Below are 19,364 nucleotides of genomic sequence, written 5' to 3'. Positions count from 1 at the left end.
CCCGACGGCGGGGCCGGCCCGGGCCACTGGGGCGGGGACGAGTCGCCGGGGCTGCCGGCCCGGGCGCATCCTGGAGAGGACCCCACCCCTCGCCCGGGAGGACACGCCATGGCGGTCCACCGCCTCGGACTCGTCGTGCACAAGGGGCGGCCCGAGGCCGTGGCCGCCTCGGGCCTGGTCCGGGCCTGGTGCGACGACCACCGCGTTCCGTGCGCCGAGATCGACGTGTGGAACGCGGGCGACCGGCGACGCAGCGCCGGGGCGGAGATGGCCGCCGCCGGGAATCCGGACCTCATCGTCACGCTGGGCGGCGACGGAACCTTTCTGCGCGGCGCGCGTCTGGCGGCGCACAACGGCTCGCTGCTGCTGGGCATCGACTTCGGGCACGTCGGCTTCCTCACCGAGGTGCCCGCGCGGGACGTGCTCCAGGCCCTGGACGCCGTCCAGGAGTCCCGCACCACGGTCGAGGAGCGGATGCTGCTCACCATGCGGGCCTCCCGACCGCTGTCGCCGCCCGAGGAGGAGGGCCTGGCGCAGTTCTACGGCCGCCGGCCGGCCCTGCCCCCGCCACAGGTGCGCCCGGACTGCGAGGTCGGCGGGGGCTGGGGGGTGGCGCTCGACCTGCTCGGGCTGAACGAGGTCGTCGTGGAGAAGTTCGCCCGGGACGGCCGGGTCGCCGCCGCGGTCTACTTCGCCGGGCGGCTGCTCGCCTCCTACGCGGGCGACGCGCTGCTGGTGGCGACCCCGACGGGTTCGACCGCGTACAGCTTCGCCGCGGGCGGGCCGGTGGTCTCGCCCCGGGCGGAGGTGCTCGTCTTCACCCCCGTCGCGGCGCACATGGTGTTCGAGCGCTCGGTCCTCGCCGCGCCGGACGAGCCGATCGCCATGCGCCTGCTGCCGCACTCGGGCAGCGCGGCGGTCAGCGTGGACGGCCAGCTCCGCGGCGTGCTGGACCCCGGTGACTGGATCGGCGTCTACGCCGCGCCGACCCGGCTGCGGGCGGTCCGGCTGGGGCCGACCGACTTCTACGGCCGCCTGCGCCGGCGGCTGCGGTTGACCGACGCGCCCGCCGCCGCCACCGACGGCGAGGTGCCGTCGGCCTGGCCGCTGACCGCTCCACCGCCGCACGACCTGGACCACCTCAACCTGCCCACACTGCAGGAGGGCAGGAACCTCCCGTCCGTGGTGCGCCCGGCCGACGGCGGGGCCTGACCCGCCCGCCGCGGGGAGCGGGCCGCGCCTACGCGGTCACCTCGGGGCGGCCGGGCTCGGCCCAGCGGGTGTGGAAGCTGCCCGGACGGTCCGTGCGGCGGTACGTGTGGGCGCCGAAGAAGTCGCGCTGCCCCTGGATCAGGGCGGCCGGCAGGTGCTCGCCGCGCAGGGTGTCGTAGGAGGCGAGCGCGGCGGAGAACGCCGGTACGGGGATGCCGTGCTGCGCCGCGCCGGCCACCACGGTGCGCCAGGCCGCCTGGGCGTCGGAGACCTCCGCCGCGAACTGTTCCTCGGCGAGCAGGCTGACCAGGTCGGGGTCGGCGGCGTGGGCGGCGCGGATCCGGTCGAGGAAGGCGGCCCGGATGATGCAGCCGCCGCGCCAGATCCGCGCCACCGCGCCCAGGTCGATGTCCCAGCCGTACTCGGCCGCGCCGTCGCGGATCATGGTCCAGCCCTGGTCGTAGGCGATGACCTTCGACGCGTAGAGGGCCTGCTCGACGTCCCGGGTGAAGCGCTCGGCCTCGTGCGGGCGCAGCTCCTGGCGGGTGCCGCCGGGCAGCGACCGGTAGGCCGCGCGCAGCTCGGACCGGGCGGAGGCGACCCGGGCGAAGGTGGCCTGGGCGATGGCGGTGACCGGGGAGCCGAGGTCGAGGGCGGTCTGGACGGTCCAGCGCCCGGTGCCCTTCTGCTCGGCCGCGTCCTGGACGATGTCGACGAAGGGCCTGCCGGTGGCGGCGTCGGTGTGGGCGAGGACCTCGGCGGTGATCTCGATCAGGTAGGAGTCGAGCCGGCCCTTGTTCCAGTTCCGGAAGATCTCGGCGATCTCGGCGGGGGCGTAGCCGCCGACCTCCCGCAGCAGGTGGTAGGCCTCGGCGATGAGCTGCATGTCGGCGTACTCGATGCCGTTGTGCACCATCTTCACGAAGTGGCCGGCCCCGTCGGTGCCGATGTGGGTGCAGCACGGGCCGCCGTCCACGTGGGCGCTGATCTTCTCCAGCATCGGGCCGAGGACGGCGTAGGACTCGGCGGAGCCGCCGGGCATGACCGACGGGCCGTGCAGCGCGCCCTCCTCCCCGCCGGAGACGCCGCTGCCGACGAAGTGGATGCCGCGCTCGCGCAGCGCCCGCTCCCGGCGGCGGGTGTCGGCGAAGTGCGCGTTGCCACCGTCGATGATCATGTCGCCCGCCTCCAGCAGCGGGGCGAACTCCTCGATCACCTCGTCGGTGGGCTGACCGGCCTTCACCATGATCAGCAACCGGCGGGGCCGCTCCAGCGCGGCCACCAGCTCCTGCGGCGAGTGCGCCGGGACGAACGCGCCCTCGTGGCCGAACTCCTCGATCAGCGCTTTGGTCCGCCCCGCGGTCCGGTTGTGCACCGCGACCGTGTAGCCGTTGCGGGCGAAGTTCCGGGCCAGGTTGCGGCCCATCACCGCAAGCCCCGTCACGCCGATCTGTGCGGATGCCTCCATGGCGGGTGCTTCCTTCCTCGGGGGTTCCCCGGCCGGCCGGCGGGCCGCGCCGCGGCCTGCCGGCCGTTTCCACCCGCCGGCGCGCTGCGCGCACGGCACCGGGCGCCCGGGGCTGGCGGTCTTCATGCTCACCGGCGGGGCCCGGCACCCGCGCGGGGAGCTGGCCCGTTCAGGTGCCGCCGGGATCGGCCGGATCCGCGCGGAACGCTCGTTCCGGAAGCGGGAACGAGCGTTCTCGGGAGCGGTCGTTCCCGGGAACGGCCGCTCCTGGGGGCGGGCTTCCTCAGGCCCGGCCGAGGACGCGGTCGACGGCGATCTCGATGACCACCCGGTCCGGGTTGACCCGCGGCTCCCGGTAGCGCTCGGCGTAACGGCGCTCCGCCTCGGCGACCTGCTCGGGCTCGTCGCGGACCACCGCCACGCCCTCCAGGGTCGACCAGCGGGCCCGGTCCACCTGGCAGACCGCGACCCGCAGGCCCTCGGGCCCGGCCTCGGCGACGTTGCGGGCCTTGCGGCTGGTGCGGCTGGTGATCACCCGGGCGGTCCCCGTCTCCGGCTGGTACGTCACACCGACCGGCACCACGTGCGGCGTGCCGTCCGCGCGGGTGGTGGTCAGCGTGGAGATGTGCCGCTCCCGCCAGAAGGCGAGGAAGGATTCGTCGAGGTCGCGCGGGTCGTGGGCCATGGTCGCGATGGTACGGCCCCCGCGGAACGCGCGTTCCGCGGGGGCCGTACGGGCGGTACAGGCCGTACGGGCGTGCCCGCGCGATCCGTCAGTGGCCGCGCGCGATCCACTCCGGCAGGGCCGGGGCCTCGGCTCCGATGGTCGTCGGGTCGCCGTGGCCGGTGCGCACCACGGTCTCGGCCGGGAGCGTCAGCAGCCGCTCGCGGATCGAGTCGACGATCGTCGGGAAGTGCGAGAACGACCGGCCGGTGGCGCCGGGGCCGCCCTGGAACAGGGTGTCGCCGGTGAAGACGGTGCCCAGCCCGGGCGCGTACAGGCAGACCGCGCCCGGCGCGTGGCCCGGGGTGTGCAGCACCGTCAGCTCGGTGCCGGCCACCTCGATCCGCTGGCCGTCGGCCAGTTCGCCGTCCGGCAGCCGCTCGGGGTGGGTGAGCTTCCACAGCGGCAGGTCGTCGGGGTGCAGCAGGATCGGCGCACCGGTGCGGGCGGCGAGGGCCGGGGCCGCGTCGATGTGGTCGTTGTGCGCGTGGGTGGAGACGATCGCCAGCAGCCGGCGCCCGCCGAGCGCGGCCTCGATGGCCTCGGCGTCGTGGGCGGCGTCGATCACCACCGCCTCCTCGTCGTTCCCGACGATCCAGACGTTGTTCTCCACCTCCCAGCTGCCGCCGTCGAGTTCGAAGGTCCCGGCGGTCACCAGCCGGTCGATGCGCGCCGTGCCGCTCTCGCTCACAGGACCACCACCGAGCGGAGGACGTCGCCCTGGTGCATGCGCTCGAAGGCCTGCTCCACCTTGTCGAGCTCGATGGTCTCGGTGACGAAGGCGCCGAGGTCCAGGCGGCCCTGGAGGTAGAGGTCGATCAGCATCGGGAAGTCCCGCGAGGGCAGGCAGTCGCCGTACCAGGAGGACTTCAGCGCGCCGCCGCGGCCGAAGACGTCGAGCAGCGGCAGCTCCAGCGTCATCTCCGGGGTCGGCACGCCGACCAGGACGACGGTGCCGGCCAGGTCGCGGGCGTAGAAGGCCTGCTTGTAGGTCTCCGGCCGGCCGACCGCCTCGACCACGACGTCCGCGCCGTTGCCGCCGGTCAGCTCGCGGATCGCCTCGACCGGGTCGGTGGTGCGGGAGTTGACGGTGTGGGTGGCGCCCAGCTTGCGGGCGGTCTCCAGCTTGCGGTCGTCGATGTCCACGGCGATGATCTTCGCCGCGCCCGCCAGCCGGGAGCCCATCACGGCCGCGCCGCCGACGCCGCCGCAGCCGATCACCGCGACCGAGTCGCCCCGGCCGACGTTGCCGGTGTTGATCGCGGCGCCGAGGCCCGCCATCACGCCGCAGCCCAGCAGGCCGGCGACGGCCGGCTCGGCGGCCGGGTCCACCTTGGTGCACTGGCCGGCCGCGACCAGGGTCTTCTCGGCGAACGCGCCGATGCCCAGCGCCGGGGACAGCTCGGTGCCGTCCAGCAGCGTCATCTTCTGCTTGGCGTTGTGGGTGTCGAAGCAGTACTGCGGGCGGCCCCGCCTGCACGCGCGGCACTGGCCGCACACCGCGCGCCAGTTGAGGACCACGAAGTCACCGGGCTCGACCTCGGTGACGCCCTCGCCGACCGACTCCACGATGCCCGCAGCCTCGTGGCCGAGCAGGAACGGGAACTCGTCGTTGATGCCGCCCTCCCGGTAGTGGAGGTCGGTGTGGCAGACGCCGCACGCCTGGATCCGGACCACCGCCTCGCCCGGGCCAGGGTCCGGCACCACGATCGTGGTCACCTCCACGGGAGCGCCCTTGGCGCGCGCGATGACTGCCTTGACCTGCTGGGGCATCCGATTCCACCTCCGTCGGCCGGTGCGACTCTGCACCGGCGTGACCTGCGACAAAAGACTGCAAGACGAACTGCCCACGAAGCGTATCGCCCACCCGGCCGACCTCCTGCGGAGCGCCCGGGGCGATCCGGTGTGACGCCGTGTGATACGGCTCACCGAACGTGTCGACGGCGGCTTCGACACCGTTCGACGGCCCGGCACTCCCGGCACTCCCGGCGCCGCCCCGACGGCTCACGCACGCTCAGTCGGCATGTGCCCGCCGGGTATCCGCCGAGGGCCCGGCGACAACCCGGCGCGGCGGAGGCGACGGGGGCGCGCAAGTGGCACTGAGCGCCTGTCAGCCCCCCTCGAAGTGCCCGGAAAGCACCGGCGTTGGCTGGAAGTGCCGCAGACGGGCGACCGCCGCCCACGTACGGTCGTAGCTGAGACGGTCCACGCGATCACGCTCAGCACACCCGCACCACCCGTCGGCGCGCGACCGCGAGCCGACCGCGCCGGGTGCGCACCGACCGTGTGCGCCCGCACATTTCGCGCCACCCCCTCCGCAGGAGCCCGACCGAACCCGGCCCGTGTCGAGCCGCCAGCCGGCCGCATCACCCGTCCCCCGCCCCGCACCATCCCCGGATTCACCCTCCGTCGGGTCGCGTTCCGCGGCCCACCACCCTGGAGTCTGGAGTACGGATGTCCACCGAGAACAGTGCGACCAGCGCCGGCCCCGCCCCGCTCCCCCCGCTCCCCCCGCTGCACTGCATCCGCCTGCTCGAACCCGGCCCGCCCCGCCTCGCCGCGCTGCCCACCGGCACGCCGGTCTGGCTGGTCAGCCGACACGCCGACGTGCGCCAGGTGCTGACCGACCCGCGGCTGGGCCGCGCCCCGCTCTACGCGCCGGACGCCCCGCCGATCACGGTCACGCCCAACATCCTGGACGACCCCGACGGCATGCTGAACATCGACGGCACCGAGCACCAGCGGCTGCGCCGCACCGTGCAGCGCGCCTTCACCCCGCGCGCCATCGAACGCTGGCGGCCCTGGGTGGCCTCGGTGGTCGAGTCGCTGATCGACGAGCTGATCGACCACGGCTCCCCCGCCGACATCATCGCCGCCTACTCCCGCCCGCTGCCGGTCGCGGTGATCAGCCGGCTGATGGGCCTGGACCACCTGGACGGCAAGCGGCTCGCACACTGGAGCGACCACGCGCTCTCCGCCACCGCCTACAGCGCCGAGGAGATCGTCACGGCGATGACCGAGTTCGCCGCCTTCGGCGCCGAAGTGATCGCCGAGCGCCGGGCCGCCCCCGGCGACGACCTGGTCAGCGGCCTGCTCGCGGCCGCCGCCGACGACGGATCGATCACCGAGGGCCAGCTGGTCCTGCTGGTCATCGGCCTGGTCGTGGCCGGGCACGAGACCACCATGACCAGCCTCGGCAACGCCCTGGTCTACCTGCTCCAGGACGACCGTGAGGCCTGGCAGCGGCTCGCCTCCGACGAGGCCGGCGCCACCGTCGCGACCGAGCAGCTGCTGCGCGCCGTCCCGCTCGGCGACCGCAAGGAGCAGATGCCCGGACTGCTGCGCCGCGCCGTCGAGGACGTCGAGATCGGCGGCGTGGTCATCCCGGCCGGCAGCGTGGTCGCCGCCGACCCGGCCGCCGCCAACCACGACCCGGAGGTGTTCGCCGGGGACCTGCACACCGAGCTGTTCTCCCCGCTGGCCGGCCCCACGCTCACCTTCGGCGCCGGACCGCACCACTGCCTGGGCGCCTGGCTGGCCCGGATGGAGCTGGAGCTGGCCCTCCACCGGCTGGCCCGCCGGCTGCCCGCCCTGCGGCTGGCCGACCCGGTCGAGCGGATCGACTGGCGGCGCGGCCTGCTCACCCGCAGCCCGAACTCGCTGCAGGTGGCCTGGTGACGGGCCGCGCGGACACCGAGCCGGTGGTCGTCCGGGTCGACCGGGACCGCTGCATCGGCTCCGGGATGTGCGCCCTCAGCGCCCCCGACTCGCTGGTCCTCGGCGCCGACGGGCTGGCCGCGCCGCTGGCCGCGTACGCCGACGGCGGCGCGGAGTTGACCGACGGGCTGAGCGAGGCGGTGGACTACTGCCCGGTCGAGGCGCTCAGCCTCCACTCGGCCCGCGGCGGCTACCGGATCGCCCCCGCGGAGTGAGTCCGCCCCGGTGGTGCCCGCCGCGACGAACCGCGGCGGGCACCACCGGGAACGCCTCGACCGGCAGGGGCGATCAATGAGCCCGGCTCATGGGTCGATGAGCTCATCGATCTTGTTCGGCCCTTCCGCCGGCTGGTGAGCTGGCCGCATGACAAACGCCGAAACCCTGGCCCCACCGGCCGGTTCACCGACCGCCCCGCACCGCTGGTCCCCGGTCCTCGCCGTCGCGCTCGCCACCTTCACCGTGGTGTCCTCCGAGATGATGCCGGTCGGCCTGCTCACCCCGATGTCCCACAGCCTCGGGGTCACCGACGGCGTCACCGGCCTCTCCCTCACCATCACCGGCCTGATCGCCGCCGTCCTCTCCCCCTTCGCGCCACTGCTCGTCGGGCCGCGCGACCGCCGCACCGTCCTGGTCGTCTTCATGCTGTTGCTCGGCCTGGCCGACGCGGTGACGGCGATGGCGCCGAACTTCGCGGTGCTGGCCGCGGGCCGCGTCCTGCTCGGCGCCGCCATGGGCATCGTCTGGGGCCTCGCCGCGAGCCTCGGCCCGCGCCTCGCCGACGGGCCGCGCATCGCGCTCGCCATGACACTGATCTTCTCCGGCGTCTCCATCGCCTCGGTCCTCGGCGTCCCGCTGGGCACCTACCTGGCCGCACTCCTCGACTGGCGCGCCGCGTTCTGGGCGCTCGCCCTGCTCGGTGCCGCCTCCGCCGCCGTGCTCGCCGCCACCCTGCCCGCGCTGCCCGTACCCGAGCGCGGACGGCTCGGCGGGCCGGCCGGCGCCCTGCGCCACCGGGGCGTCGCCGCCGGGACCGCGATCACCGCCTTCGTCGTGCTCGGCCACTTCGCCGGCTACACCTACGTCCGCCCGGTCCTCGAAGCCGACGCGGGCCTGAGCAGCGGCGCGATCGCCGCCTGCCTGCTGGTGTACGGACTCGCGGGCGTCGCCGGGAACTTCACCCTCGGCCCGCTGTCCGGGCGCCGCCCGAAGACCGCCGTCACCCTCGCGCTCGCCGGCGTCACGGTGGCCGCCGCCCTGCTCGCCTACGCCACCGGCGTCGTCACCGTACTGCTCGTCCTGGTCGTCTGGGGCGCCTCGTACGGCGGGGTGTCGGTCTCCACCCAGACCTGGGTCCGGATCGCCGACCCGGCCCGGATCGAGGCCTCCGCGGCGGTCTGGGCGGGCGTGTTCAACGCGAGCATCGCGCTCGGCTCCTTCGCCGGCGGCCTCGTCGTCGACCGGGCCGGGACCCACGCCGTGCTGCTCACCGCGGCCGCGCTGGCGGCCGCCGGGCTGCTGCTCACCCTGCTCTCCCGGCCGCACCACGGCGGGCCGAGCGGGCGGTAGCCCGGCGGCTCAGTCGACGTGCCCGGCCAGCAGCTCGACGAACCCGGCCGCCAGCCGGTGCGGGCGCCGCTCGTGCTGGACCACCTGCAGCGCGGTCGGCTCCAGCTCGGGCACCGGCAGGAAACGGATGTCCGGCCGCCGGACGTACGTCGTGCTGCGCTCACAGAGCAGCAGGCCCTGGCGGGTACCGGCCACCATCGACAGGCCCGCCTGGAGGGTGGCCGCACCCGCCGAGTAGGCCAACTCCCGCCCGTCCGGCGTCCGCCGGGGCGCGTTCGCCAGCCGCCAGTACTCGGGCGCCGGGCCGCGCGGCTCGATCAGCGGCATGGCGGCCAGCTCGGCGGCGCTCACCCCGTCCGCCCCGCCGGGGCTCCGCGCGGCGGAGACCGCCACGTACACCGGCTGCCGGGAGAACTCCATCAGCACCTCGAGCCCCGGCTCCCGGCACGGGGCGAGCACGATCGCCAGGTCGACCTCGCCCCGGGCGAGGTGCGAGAACGGGTCCGCCCACGGCAGTTCGACCAGGTGCGCGGCGCCCTCCGGCAGGCTCGCGACCACCCGGGCGACGGGCTCGTACACCGCGCACTGGAAGCCCAGCCGCAGCGGCCTCGCCGTCGCGGCCCCGGCCCGGGCGGCGTCGTAGCCGTCCCTGAGCCGTTCGAAGGCGGGCACCACCTGCTCGGCCAGCGCCCGCCCCAGCTCGGTCAACTCGACCCGGCGGCTGGTCCGTCGGAACACCGGGGCGCCGATCCGGCTCTCCAGGCGCTTGATCAGCTGGGAGACCCGCCCCTGCGAGACGCCGAGGAGCTCCGCCGTCCGCCCGAAGTGCAGCTGGTGGACGAGGACGGAGAAGCACTCCAGCTCCTGCAGCGGCAGCTCGGGCAGGACGGCGGAGGCTGCGAGGGCCGAGGGCGGTCGTTCCACCTCGGCAGTCTACGTCCGGCTACCCGGCCGCTCCGCAGGCCAGGACGGCGCGCAGCTCGGCGGCCGGATCTCCCTCGTGGTACGGGCGTTCGCTCGGCTCGATGTGGTCCAGGAACTCCTGGTAGCGCAGGGCGTAGGACAGGTGGTAGAGCGGCTCGGCGAGTTCGAGGGCGCGTCGCGGGTCGGAGCCGGGGGCGTGGCGCAGCCAGGCCTCCGTCCAGACCCGGGCGTGGTGCTGCCAGGCCTCCTCGCCGAGGTAGGCGCGGGGGCGCAGCCCGTCCAGGGCGGGGTGGCCGAGGCAGGAGTCCGCGTAGTCGACGACCACCGTGCGGGTGCCGTCGGAGCGCCAGTTGCCGGGGTGGAAGTCGCCGTGCAGCAGGGTCTCGGGCAGGCCGCAGTCGGCGAGCCGGTCCAGCAGGCCGGGAAGGCCGGCGGCGAAGCCGGCCAGGGCGTCAAGTTCCGCGGGCGTCAGGTCGGTCTCCTCGGCGAGCCGGTCCAGCAGGGCCGTCAGCTGGGCGGCCAGGACGCGGGGGGTGCGGTCGCGCAGGCCGGCCAGGTCGCCCGGGCGGTCGGCGAGCGCGGCCTGGGCGGCGACCAGCCGGGGGACGACGTCGGCGACCGTCCCGGCGGACGGGCTCCAGCAGTCCTCGCCGGGGACGTGGTCGAGCAGCAGCCGCCCACCGGAGGCGTGGGCGGCGAGGACGGTCGGCACGAGCGCGCGGTCGACGCTGCCGAACAGCGCGATGACCCGGGCCTCGTCGGCGTTGAAGGCGGGCGTCGTGGTCTTCAGCCAGGCGTCGACGCCACCGGCGGTGGGGAGGCGGAAGAGCCCGGAGAGGTTCCAGGTCCGGATCTGCCGCGCGGGCGCGGCCGGTGCGCGGCCGACGGCGGCCAGCTCCGTCCGCGCCCAGGCCAGTGCCGCCCGCAGCCCCGCGGGCGTGGCCCAGGCGGCGCGGCGTTCGGCAGGCCCGAGCAGCGCGGCCGTCCCGGCTTCCTGGGGGCGGGAGTCGAGCGCCTTCGGCCGCTCGAGCGCCTCGGCGTGGTAGCGCACCCGCCCGCCGTGGCCCTGGTCCTCGCTCCGCCCGTCGACCAGCCGCGCCACCAGCACCGGTACGCCGACCGCCTCCGTCGCCCGCGCGACCACCTCGTCCACGGAGGACCACCAGCCGGGCTCCACCTCGAAGGGGCCCAACTGGCCGAAGTACTCGTCGCCGTAGGTGAGATCGACCGTCACGGTCCGGTTGCTCGCTCGCTGCATCGGAGCAGCTTCGCCGACGGGGTCGGGCCGACGCCAACGGTTTTCCGGCCGCACCGGCCGCACCGGCCGCACCGACCGCACCGACCGCACCGACCGCACCGACCGCACCGACCGCACCGACCGCACCGACCGCACCGACCGGAGGATCGCCGCCCGGGCCCGCTCGCGTTCCGCCGCTGCCGCCGCCTGCTCCCGGTCGGACGCGAACAGAAGCCGGACGGCCAACCCGTCGAGGGCCTCGGCCATCGCCTCCCGCCACTCGGCGAGGCTGCCCGGGTCACCGCTGTCGGGCTTGTGTGACCGCACCGAACGGAACTGACGGAGCGCTTGCCTGAGCGCGGGGTCGAGCACGCGGACTTCTTTCACGCGGTGGCCTTCTCCGCCCCGGGCACGGCGGCCCACCGGCCCCGCCCGGAGCCGGCCCGGGCCGATGGCACGGCGATCGGGCACGGTGGTGCCGATGTCGAGGAGCCCCGGGGCGAGGGCGAGCTGGTCGTGGCGCAGCCCCCGCCCCGAGGCCGGCGCGCCGTACTAACCGATGGCCACCGCGGTGCCCGAGACCCGCACCCGGGTGTCCTCGGCCCGCAGTTCGACCCGCAGCAGGCCCGGACGGCCCAGGTCGTCGCCCTGGTGGAGCGTCAGCACCGCCGGGGCGCCCACCGCGCCGAGCTCCCGCAGGTACGCGCCGAAGGCGGCCGCGGCGGCGCCGGTGGCCGGGTCCTCGACCACGCCGCCGACCGGGAACGGGTCGCGGACGTGGAAGACCTCGGGGCCCTGCCGCCAGGCGAGCTGCAGGGTGGTCAGGTCGCGGGCACGCATGAAGTCGGCGAGGCCGTCGAAGTCGTAGTCGAGCCGGGCCAGCCGCTCGCGGGTGGCGACCGGCAGGACGAGGTGCCGGGCGCCCGCGTAGGCGACGCGGGGCGGCAGGGCCGGGTCGAGGTCGGCGGCGGACCAGCCGAGCAGGGCGAGCGCCCGCGCCACGTCGGCCGCCGGCACATCCTCGACCTTGGGCTCGACGCTGGTGAGGGTGGCGCGCAGCAGCCCGTCGGCTCCGCGCTCGACCTCGACCGGGACTTCCCCGGCCGCGGTCTCGAAGAGGTACTTCCCGGGGCCGGTGCGCTCGGCGACGGCGACGGCGGAGCCGACCGTGGCGTGGCCGCAGAACGGCACCTCGGCGAGCGGGCTGAAGTACCGCACGCGGTAGGACCCTTCGGCCGGGCCGGCGGTCAGGAAGGCGGTCTCGGAGTAGCCGACCTCGGCGGCGATGGCGAGCATCCGCTCGTCGGTCAGCCCGGTGGCGTCGAGCACCACGCCGGCCGGGTTGCCGCCCTCGGGGCGGGTGGCGAAGGCGGCGTAGCGGAGGATCTCAGGAGCGGCGTCGGTCATGATCGGACGAACGCGCCGGGTGCGCGGGCTGTTCCCGCTCACCGCAGCACCGCCTCCAGGAAGTCCGTGCCGAGCCGGGCGCTGCCCGCCAGGTCGAGTTCGTAGAGCATGTACCGCCCGCGCCGCCGGGTGGTCAGCAGTCCAGCCTTGCGCAGCACGGCCAGGTGACGGGACACCTCGGGCGCGCTGAGCTGCCAGGCGGAGGCCAGTTCGCCGGTGGTGTGCGGGCCGCGGGCCATGGTCCGGGCGAGGCGCAGCCGCACGGGGTGGGCGAGGGCCTCCAGGCGCTGCTGGACGAGGGCGAGCGAGACGGGCTCGGGCAGGCCCGCCTCGGCGACGGGGTACTGGAGTACGGGCCGCCAGCCGCGGGCGTGCACCACCAGCAGGTGCGGGCGGCCGAAGGCGGTGGGGACGAAGGTGACGCCCCCGGCGTCGGTACCGCTGGTGGTGTTGTCCTGGAGCTTGTCGATGACGATCCGGCGCCGGCCGTCCCCGCCCTGGTCGAGGGCGACGGACGGCGAGACGTCGGCGAGCGCCTCGGCGAGGCCGCGGCGGGCGAGCAGGTCGGCCTTGCGCCGGGCGTCGGCGGCGAGGTCGGGCAGGACGCGCTGCCAGGCGTCGGCGAAGAACGCGGACCGGCAGTCCTCCAGCATCCGCCGCACCAGGGCCCGGACGGCCGGCGGGTCGGCGAGGAGCCGGTCGGCGAAGGCGGCCTGCCGGGGGCCGCGGGCGAGGGCGAGTTCCCGGGCGCGCTCGTTGGCGACCGGGTCAGTGAGCGGGGAGCCCATCCGGCGGGTGAGCCGGGAGGAACCGCAGGTGGTGACGAGGGCGGCGGCGACGTACAGCTCGTCGTCGATCCGGTCGACGGCGTCGAGCTCCTCGTCGAGGGTGGCACCGGGCAGGCCGGGGACGAGGAAGTCGGCGCGCGAGGAGCGCCAGAGGAAGTCGGCCTCCAGCAGTCGTTCGGACAGCTCGGGCGGGATCACGGTGGTGGTGGAGCCGGCCCAGCCGTGCAGCGCGGGGTGGTGCGCGGGCTCGGCGAGCACGTGCAGCATGGCGTTCAGCTCGGCCAGCGGGGACGGCGCGAAGAGCAGGCGTTCCTCGGGCAGACCGGTGATGTCGATCGTCAGGCTCATGCGCCCGCCCCGCCGCACTCGGCGGGGGCGTTCGCCCGCCCGCTGCTCCCGATGACGTGCTCGCTTCGCTCACTCACGACGACGATGCTGTCACCCCTGCCGGAACGGCCGTGCGCCGATTGACGGGAAGCGTCAATCCGCGTGCCAGGCGGTCCGGTCCGGGCGGACGGTACCGGCCATGAGCCTGATCAGGGAGAAGTCCGTCCACGACCACGCCGCCGGCCCCGGCGAGCCGCCCGCCGCGCCGACCGGTACCGGCCGCCGGGGACCGTCCGCGCTGCTGGGCCCGCTGACCGCCGCCGGTGGGCCCCGGTACGCCGTCGCGCTGGTGGTGGACGCGGTGGGCGGCGGGCTGCTGCGGCCGTTCCTGCTGCTGTACGGCGTCGGCATGCTGCACCTGAGCGCGGGCGCGGCCGGGCTGGCGCTGTCCGCGGGGATGGTGGCGGGCCTGCTGGCGGTACCGCTGACCGGGCGGTGGATCGACCGCGGCGCCCGGACCCTGCCCGCCGCCGTCACCCTGCTGCTGCGGGCGGCGGGTGCGCTGGCCCTGCTGCTCGCGGACGGCCTGCCGGGCTTCACGGCGGCGGCGGTGCTGTTCGGGGTGGGCAGCCAGTCCTGGCCGACCACCCACGCGGCGGTGGTGAGCACCTTGACGGAGGGCCGGCTGCGGGACGCGGCGCTGGCCGCCGGGCGGTCGCTGCGCAACGCCGGTCTGGGCGCGGGCGCGCTGCTGGCCACCGTGGCGGTGAGCGGCGGGGCGGGCGCGATCCGGCTGCTGGCCGGGGTGACGGGCGTGGCCTGCCTGGGCGCGGCCGGGCTGGTGGGCTCGCTGCGGGTGCGGGCGCCGCGCCAGGACCGGCCGGCGGACTCGCCGGAGCGGGCGCAGCCGCTGCGCCGGATCACCCTGCTGAGCCTCGCCAACCTGCCGTACGCGTTCTGCTTCGACGTGCTGGAGGTGGCGCTGCCCGTGCTGCTGGTGCTGCGGTTGCACGCCTCGCCGGCCTGGTCCTCGGGCATCTTCGTCGGCAACACGGTGCTGGTGATCGCCCTGCAGCTGGCGCTGGTGCTGCGGCTGGCGGACCGTTCGCGGCACGCCGTCCTCGCCGCCTCGGGGGTGCTGCTGGCGGTGTCGTACCTGGGCTTCTGGGCGGCCGGCTCGGTGGGCGGCGTGCCGGGGACGGTGGGCATCGCGGCGGTCTCGGTGCTGTACACGCTGGGTGAGATCCTCTACACCGGCTCGGGCACCGCGCTGGTGACGGCCGTCGCCCCGCCGCACCTGCTGGGGCGGGCGCTGGCGCGGTGGGAGCTGTCGGCGGGCGTGGGCCGGGCGGCGGCGCCGGCCGTGCTGACGGCGCTGCTCGCGGTCGGCTCCGGGGCGCTGTGGGGGTCGCTCGCCGCGGCGACTGCGCTGGGGGCGCTCGCGGCGCTGCGGCTGGGCCGGGCGCGCTGACCGGCGGCGGCGCCGGTCGATCGGACGCGGCGGCTCCGTCCCGGTGGGATGATCGGCGCCATGGCCCTGACCCCGCACCAGCGGCACCTCCGTGACCGGATCATGGCCGCCGAGGTGACCGCCCCGCCGGAGCCGTGGCGGCCGGTCGGCCGTGGGGTGCTCGCGGTCGGCGGACTGATCGGCATCGGCTTCGCCGTCCACCCGGAGAGCGGGCACGACCTGGTGCTGACGGTCTCGCACGGCGGCCACGGCCTGTTCGACGCGGTGACCGGCCTCAAGCTGGCGCGCGACCACGAGCCCGTCGAGGACCCGGACGGCCCGGACCTCGCCTGCCCCGGCCTCGGCCAGGTCGCGGACGTGCGCGTCCCGGTGGCGGGGCTGTGGGGCGGTGGGCTGCACACCGCCGCCGAGGGCGGCTGGCACGTCAGCGTGGCCGCCCCGGAGTGGCCGCACCACCGGGTGCTGCTCGCCAGCGGGCGGGGGCCGTGGGAGGGCGAGCACGGCGAGAGCTGGTGGCTGGTCCTGGACGCCGACCGGTCCACCTTCCGGGCGGCCGGCTTCTCCCCGACCGGCCGGACCCTCGCGGTGGCCACCAGCAGCGACCTCACGCTCTGGACCCGCTGCTAGGGCCTGTCCCGCCGCTCCTTCCCTGGCCCGTCCGGCTTCCGGATGCGGACGGCACGCCGAGCGCCGATGCTGGCGGCGAGGCGTGCGCGGCCCGAGGAAGGAAGCCACAACGTGAGTGCCCTCGACTTCGAGATCATCGACAGCCCCGACAGCTCGCTCAACAAGACCTCCGTCCTGGTCACCGGCCCCCACGACGCCCTGCTGGTGGACGCCGGGTTCACCCGCTCCGACGGGCGCCGGCTGGTGGAGCGGGTCAGGGCGAGCGGCAGACGGCTGACCACCGTCTTCGTCAGCCACGGCGACCCGGACTTCTACTTCGGCGCCCAGGAGGTCCAGGCCGCCTTCCCGCAGGCCCGCTTCGTGGCCACCGCCTCGACCGTCGAGCACATCCAGGAGACGTACGAGGCCAAGCTGCGCGCCTGGGCGCACCTGGGCCCCGAGCTGCCCACCCGGCTGGTGCGGCCCGAGGTGCTGCACGGTGACGAGCTGGTCTTCGAGGGCCACCGCTTCGAACTGCGCGGCGCCGACTTCCACCTGCCGGACCGGCACTACCTCTGGCAGCACCACCACCGCGCCGTGCTGGGCGGGGTGCTGCTCTTCGAGGGCCTGCACGTGTGGACCGCCGACACCCCCACCTCCGCTCAACGGGCCGCGTGGATCGACCTGTTGGACGGCATCGAGGCACTCCATCCGACCTGGGTCGCGGCCGGCCACCGGATCGCCGGCGCGCCCACCGACCTGAACGCCGTCGACCACACCCGCGCCTACCTGCGCGCCTTCGAGACCGAGATCGGCCGGGCCGCGGACGCGGACGCCGCCAAGGAGGCGCTGGAGCGGCGGTTCCCGAAGCTGGGGCTGCGGATCGCGGTGGACATCGGCACCAAGGTCGTCATGGGCGAGATGGCCTGGGGGTGAGCGGGCGGTGATCGAGATCCCCAGGGACGTCGCGTCCTTCGCCGAGTCGCCCGCCCCCGCCGACGTGGTGCGCCGCCAGTACCTGGCCTCCGCCCGGGGCGACCTGGCCGCGCTGCGCACCACCCTGGCCGAGGACGTGGAGTGGACCGAGATGGCCGGCTTCCCGCTGGCCGGCACCTACCGCACGCCGAAGGGCGTCACCGCCAACGTGATGGAGCGGCTGGCCGCCGAGTGGGACGACTGGACGGCGCACGACGACACCTACGTGGTCGACGGGGAGACGGTGGTGGTGCTGGGCCGGTACACGGCCGTCCACAAGGCCACCCGGAAGCCGCTGGCGGTCCGGGTCGCCCACCGCTTCACCGTGCGCGGCGGGCGGATCGTCCGCTTCGAGCAGTTCACCGACACCGCGCTGGTCAGGGAGGCGATGACGGCGTGAGGCCCGCCGTGGCCCACCGAGGCCCACGTTCACCCGTACGGGCGAGCGCGGTGCGGCGCGCCCGGCGCGGTCTCGACAGACCACCCGGACGGCGGCAGGCTGGGCCCGACCACGGCCGGAGAACGAGGAGTCGAGCATGGCGGGCACGGACACCGGGACCAGCGGAGCGGGCGGGCGGGAGCGCCCGGTCGTCATCGTCGGGGCGTCCCTGGGCGGTGCGAAGGCGGCCGAGGCGCTGCGCGAGGCCGGGTACCGGGGCGGCATCGTCCTGATCGGCGAGGAGCACGAGCGCCCCTACGAGCGGCCGCCGCTGTCCAAGGGCTACCTACAGGGCAAGACGCCCCGGGAGAAGATCTACGTCCACCCGCCGCAGTGGTACGCGGAGCACGACGTCACGCTGCGGCTGGGCACGGCGGTGGCCTCGATCGACCCGGCCGGGCACACCGTGACGCTCACCGACGACGGCGAGGTGGAGTACGGCAAGCTGCTGCTGACCACCGGCTCGGTGCCGCGCCGGCTGCCGGTGCCCGGCGCGGACCAGGACGGGGTGCTCTACCTGCGCCGGGTCGAGGACAGCGACCGGATCAAGGCGGCGCTGCGGCCGGGGGCCCGGATCGCGGTGATCGGCGCGGGCTGGATCGGGCTGGAGGTGGCGGCCGCGGCGCGGGAGGCGGGCGCCGAGGTGACGGTGCTGGAGGCGCTCGAACTGCCGCTGCTGCGGGTGCTCGGCCGGGAGGTCGCCCAGGTCTTCGCCGACCTCCACCGGGAGCACGGCGTGGACCTGCGCTTCGGCGTCAAGGTGGCCGAACTGACCGGCGACGGCGGCACGGTGAGCGGTGTGCGGCTCGCCGACGGGACCACCGTGGCGGCCGACGCGGTGGTCGTCGGCATCGGCATCGCCCCCGCCACCGGCCTGGCCGAGGCGGCCGGCCTGGAGGTCGACAACGGCGTCAAGACCGACCAGCACCTGCGGACCTCGGACCCGGACGTCTACGCGGCCGGTGACGTCGCCAACGCCTACCACCCGCTGTTCGGCCGGCACGTGCGGGTCGAGCACTGGGCCAACGCGCTCAACCAGCCGCAGACCGCCGCCCGCGCGCTGCTCGGGCAGCCGGACGCGGTGTACGACCGTGTCCCCTACTTCTTCACGGACCAGTACGACCTCGGCATGGAGTACGTCGGCTACGTCGAACCGGACGGCTACGACCGGGTGGTGTTCCGCGGCGACCCGGCCGCCCGCGAGTTCATCGCGTTCTGGCTCTCCGGCGGCCGGGTGCTCGCGGGGATGAACGTCAACGTCTGGGACGTCACCGACCCGATCCGCGAACTGGTGCGCTCGGGGCGGGTGGTGGACGCCGAGGCGCTGGCCGACCCGAACGTTCCGCTCGACTCGCTGTAGTCGGCGAGCCGAATCGGTCAGCTGAATCGGTCGGCCGGACCGGTCAGCCGACGGGGATGCCGGGGTTCACCAGGCCCCGGCCCCCGGTGACGGTGTTGCCCGCGCCGATCGTGACCTTGCACTTCGCCGCGTCGTAGTTGGTCACGTGGATCGCGTACCGGTCCGGCCCGGTGGCGCCGCTGAGGTCGGAGCGGTTGCCGCGGAAGACGGTGCCGCAGCCCCAGCCCGGCTGGAGGCTGTGGGTCTGGTAGCCGTCGTTCGTGGTGCGCCGGCCGGTGTTGTTCTCGATGACGTAGCCGTTGCCCTTCACGTCGACCCAGGAGTCGTCCGAGTGGCTCCCGGTGAGGCCGTCGCCGTCGAAGGTGTTGCCGGAGACCAGGCCGCCGGTGGTGCCCTCCTTGAGGTCGACGTTCTCGCCGCCGATGTTCGGGCCGAAGGTGTTGCCGGTGATCTGCACGTGGTCGCTGCGGTCGGTCAGGGTGTTGGCGGTGCCGACGTAGACGCCCTCGCCCATGCCGTCCCCGCTCAGGCCGGTGTCGTGGACGCGCGAGTCGCGCAGTGTGCCGTAGGCGCTGGAGTTGCGGAAGTGCACGCCCTCCATGGTGGTGTGGTGGACCGTCACGCCGTCCAGGAGCACGTGGTTCGCGGCGTCGGCCATGATGCCCTTCTGGCCGCCGGTGACGGTCAGCCCCTGGACGGTCCAGTAGCTCGCGCCGTCGAGGTGGAGGCCGTAACCGCCACCGCTGGGGGCGGTGAGGACGGCCTTCGCCGAGCCGGTGAGGGTGATCCGGGCGGCCGCGGTGCCGGGGGTGGTGGCCTTGAAGTTGCCGGAGTAGGTGCCGTCGGCGAGCTGGATGGTCTGGCCGGGCGCGGCGGCGGCGAGCGCGCTCTGGAGCTGCTTGGTGGTGCCGACCTTGACCACGGTCGCCTTGACCACGGCCGTGGGGGCGGCGGAGCCGGCGGCGACGGCCGTGGGGGCGGCCGAACCGAGGGTGAGGACGGTGAGAGCGGCGAGGAGGACGGGGACGGCGGGGCGCTGGGTCACGGACGGTGCTCCTTGCGGTGGTCGGGGCCGGCCGGGGTGACGGAGGCCGGTGGTGACAGGAACATGCCGTCGCCAGGGTGGACTGGACCATTCCGGGG

Annotated in this window: 18 protein-coding genes; 9 read left to right on the top strand and 9 right to left on the bottom strand. The window is 75.3% G+C overall.

Annotated features, from left to right (window positions below):
* Window positions 1-108: 108 nt before the first annotated feature.
* On the top strand, window positions 109-1,212 hold the full coding sequence (locus tag ACIQ87_RS18950; protein WP_402407773.1) for an NAD(+)/NADH kinase: 1,104 nt from the start codon (window positions 109-111) through the stop codon (window positions 1,210-1,212).
* Between the two features lie 28 nt (window positions 1,213-1,240).
* On the opposite strand, the gene gndA is transcribed toward ACIQ87_RS18950, so the two are convergent.
* The 4 genes from gndA to ACIQ87_RS18930 form a co-directional block, all read right to left on the bottom strand.
* Window positions 1,241-2,680 carry an NADP-dependent phosphogluconate dehydrogenase gene (gene gndA, locus ACIQ87_RS18945; RefSeq protein ID WP_402407771.1) on the bottom strand — a complete coding sequence of 480 codons (1,440 nt, stop codon included), beginning with the start codon at window positions 2,678-2,680 and terminating at the stop codon, window positions 1,241-1,243.
* Window positions 2,681-2,963: 283 nt separating this feature from the next.
* Window positions 2,964-3,365: a pyridoxamine 5'-phosphate oxidase family protein gene (locus ACIQ87_RS18940; protein WP_402407768.1), complete on the bottom strand. Its 402-nt coding sequence runs from the start codon at window positions 3,363-3,365 to the stop codon at window positions 2,964-2,966.
* Window positions 3,366-3,453: 88 nt separating this feature from the next.
* Window positions 3,454-4,095, bottom strand: coding sequence for an MBL fold metallo-hydrolase (locus ACIQ87_RS18935; RefSeq protein ID WP_402407765.1), 642 nt, complete (start codon window positions 4,093-4,095; stop codon window positions 3,454-3,456).
* Complete coding sequence (locus ACIQ87_RS18930; protein ID WP_402407764.1) at window positions 4,092-5,177, bottom strand: S-(hydroxymethyl)mycothiol dehydrogenase; 1,086 nt, start codon at window positions 5,175-5,177, stop codon at window positions 4,092-4,094. The genes ACIQ87_RS18935 and ACIQ87_RS18930 overlap by 4 nt, the downstream gene beginning before the upstream one ends.
* 681 nt (window positions 5,178-5,858) lie before the next feature.
* Between ACIQ87_RS18930 and ACIQ87_RS18925 the strand changes: the two genes are divergently transcribed.
* The 3 genes from ACIQ87_RS18925 to ACIQ87_RS18915 all read left to right on the top strand — a co-directional run bounded on the left by ACIQ87_RS18925 (window position 5,859) and on the right by ACIQ87_RS18915 (window position 8,687).
* A complete protein-coding gene (locus ACIQ87_RS18925; protein WP_402407761.1) occupies window positions 5,859-7,082 on the top strand; it encodes a cytochrome P450 in 1,224 nt (407 codons plus the stop codon).
* Complete coding sequence (locus ACIQ87_RS18920; protein ID WP_392878018.1) at window positions 7,079-7,336, top strand: ferredoxin; 258 nt, start codon at window positions 7,079-7,081, stop codon at window positions 7,334-7,336. The genes ACIQ87_RS18925 and ACIQ87_RS18920 overlap by 4 nt, the downstream gene beginning before the upstream one ends.
* 148 nt (window positions 7,337-7,484) lie before the next feature.
* On the top strand, window positions 7,485-8,687 hold the full coding sequence (locus ACIQ87_RS18915; protein WP_402407759.1) for an MFS transporter: 1,203 nt from the start codon (window positions 7,485-7,487) through the stop codon (window positions 8,685-8,687).
* A gap of 9 nt (window positions 8,688-8,696) precedes the next feature.
* On the opposite strand, the gene ACIQ87_RS18910 is transcribed toward ACIQ87_RS18915, so the two are convergent.
* The 4 genes from ACIQ87_RS18910 to ACIQ87_RS18895 form a co-directional block, all read right to left on the bottom strand.
* On the bottom strand, window positions 8,697-9,611 hold the full coding sequence (locus tag ACIQ87_RS18910; protein WP_402407756.1) for a LysR family transcriptional regulator: 915 nt from the start codon (window positions 9,609-9,611) through the stop codon (window positions 8,697-8,699).
* A gap of 19 nt (window positions 9,612-9,630) precedes the next feature.
* Window positions 9,631-10,869: a phosphotransferase family protein gene (locus tag ACIQ87_RS18905; protein WP_402407753.1), complete on the bottom strand. Its 1,239-nt coding sequence runs from the start codon at window positions 10,867-10,869 to the stop codon at window positions 9,631-9,633.
* Between the two features lie 531 nt (window positions 10,870-11,400).
* Complete coding sequence (locus tag ACIQ87_RS18900) at window positions 11,401-12,255, bottom strand: PhzF family phenazine biosynthesis protein (protein WP_402407751.1); 855 nt, start codon at window positions 12,253-12,255, stop codon at window positions 11,401-11,403.
* 38 nt (window positions 12,256-12,293) lie between these two features.
* Window positions 12,294-13,391 carry a DUF5937 family protein gene (locus ACIQ87_RS18895; protein ID WP_402407748.1) on the bottom strand — a complete coding sequence of 366 codons (1,098 nt, stop codon included), beginning with the start codon at window positions 13,389-13,391 and terminating at the stop codon, window positions 12,294-12,296.
* Between the two features lie 178 nt (window positions 13,392-13,569).
* Here ACIQ87_RS18895 and ACIQ87_RS18890 point away from each other — a divergent pair, with 178 nt between their 5' ends.
* The 5 genes from ACIQ87_RS18890 to ACIQ87_RS18870 all read left to right on the top strand — a co-directional run bounded on the left by ACIQ87_RS18890 (window position 13,570) and on the right by ACIQ87_RS18870 (window position 18,221).
* Window positions 13,570-14,841 (top strand): MFS transporter, encoded by a 1,272-nt coding sequence (locus tag ACIQ87_RS18890; protein ID WP_402407745.1) that lies wholly within the window; start codon window positions 13,570-13,572, stop codon window positions 14,839-14,841.
* Between the two features lie 60 nt (window positions 14,842-14,901).
* A complete protein-coding gene (locus ACIQ87_RS18885; protein WP_402407742.1) occupies window positions 14,902-15,468 on the top strand; it encodes a hypothetical protein in 567 nt (188 codons plus the stop codon).
* A 111-nt stretch (window positions 15,469-15,579) separates the two neighbouring features.
* Window positions 15,580-16,383: an MBL fold metallo-hydrolase gene (locus ACIQ87_RS18880; protein WP_402407740.1), complete on the top strand. Its 804-nt coding sequence runs from the start codon at window positions 15,580-15,582 to the stop codon at window positions 16,381-16,383.
* Window positions 16,384-16,390: 7 nt separating this feature from the next.
* The gene (locus tag ACIQ87_RS18875; RefSeq protein ID WP_402407737.1) at window positions 16,391-16,822 is read left to right on the top strand and encodes a nuclear transport factor 2 family protein; all 432 of its coding nucleotides are present in this window, start codon (window positions 16,391-16,393) and stop codon (window positions 16,820-16,822) included.
* 136 nt (window positions 16,823-16,958) lie between these two features.
* A complete protein-coding gene (locus tag ACIQ87_RS18870) occupies window positions 16,959-18,221 on the top strand; it encodes an NAD(P)/FAD-dependent oxidoreductase (RefSeq protein WP_402407735.1) in 1,263 nt (420 codons plus the stop codon).
* Window positions 18,222-18,264: 43 nt separating this feature from the next.
* Here ACIQ87_RS18870 and ACIQ87_RS18865 read toward each other — a convergent pair whose 3' ends face one another.
* Window positions 18,265-19,266, bottom strand: a complete 1,002-nt coding sequence (locus ACIQ87_RS18865) for a right-handed parallel beta-helix repeat-containing protein (RefSeq protein WP_402407732.1) — start codon at window positions 19,264-19,266, stop codon at window positions 18,265-18,267.
* Window positions 19,267-19,364: the final 98 nt, after the last annotated feature.

Origin of the sequence: Kitasatospora sp. NPDC096204 (assembly GCF_044763205.1) — a bacterium.
In the GTDB taxonomy this organism is placed as follows: Bacteria; Actinomycetota; Actinomycetes; order Streptomycetales; family Streptomycetaceae; genus Kitasatospora.
This window is presented reverse-complemented; position numbering and strand designations above follow the sequence as displayed.

Coding starts and splice junctions, on each gene's coding strand:
- ACIQ87_RS18930 (WP_402407764.1), bottom strand. CDS start 5,177: ATGCCCCAGCAGGTCAAGGCAGTCATCGCGCGCGCCAAGGGCGCTCCC.
- ACIQ87_RS18900 (WP_402407751.1), bottom strand. CDS start 12,255: ATGACCGACGCCGCTCCTGAGATCCTCCGCTACGCCGCCTTCGCCACC.
- ACIQ87_RS18940 (WP_402407768.1), bottom strand. CDS start 3,365: ATGGCCCACGACCCGCGCGACCTCGACGAATCCTTCCTCGCCTTCTGG.
- ACIQ87_RS18915 (WP_402407759.1), top strand. CDS start 7,485: ATGACAAACGCCGAAACCCTGGCCCCACCGGCCGGTTCACCGACCGCC.
- ACIQ87_RS18895 (WP_402407748.1), bottom strand. CDS start 13,391: ATGAGCCTGACGATCGACATCACCGGTCTGCCCGAGGAACGCCTGCTC.
- ACIQ87_RS18905 (WP_402407753.1), bottom strand. CDS start 10,869: ATGCAGCGAGCGAGCAACCGGACCGTGACGGTCGATCTCACCTACGGC.
- ACIQ87_RS18885 (WP_402407742.1), top strand. CDS start 14,902: ATGGCCCTGACCCCGCACCAGCGGCACCTCCGTGACCGGATCATGGCC.
- ACIQ87_RS18950 (WP_402407773.1), top strand. CDS start 109: ATGGCGGTCCACCGCCTCGGACTCGTCGTGCACAAGGGGCGGCCCGAG.
- ACIQ87_RS18890 (WP_402407745.1), top strand. CDS start 13,570: ATGAGCCTGATCAGGGAGAAGTCCGTCCACGACCACGCCGCCGGCCCC.
- ACIQ87_RS18870 (WP_402407735.1), top strand. CDS start 16,959: ATGGCGGGCACGGACACCGGGACCAGCGGAGCGGGCGGGCGGGAGCGC.
- ACIQ87_RS18925 (WP_402407761.1), top strand. CDS start 5,859: ATGTCCACCGAGAACAGTGCGACCAGCGCCGGCCCCGCCCCGCTCCCC.
- gndA (WP_402407771.1), bottom strand. CDS start 2,680: ATGGAGGCATCCGCACAGATCGGCGTGACGGGGCTTGCGGTGATGGGC.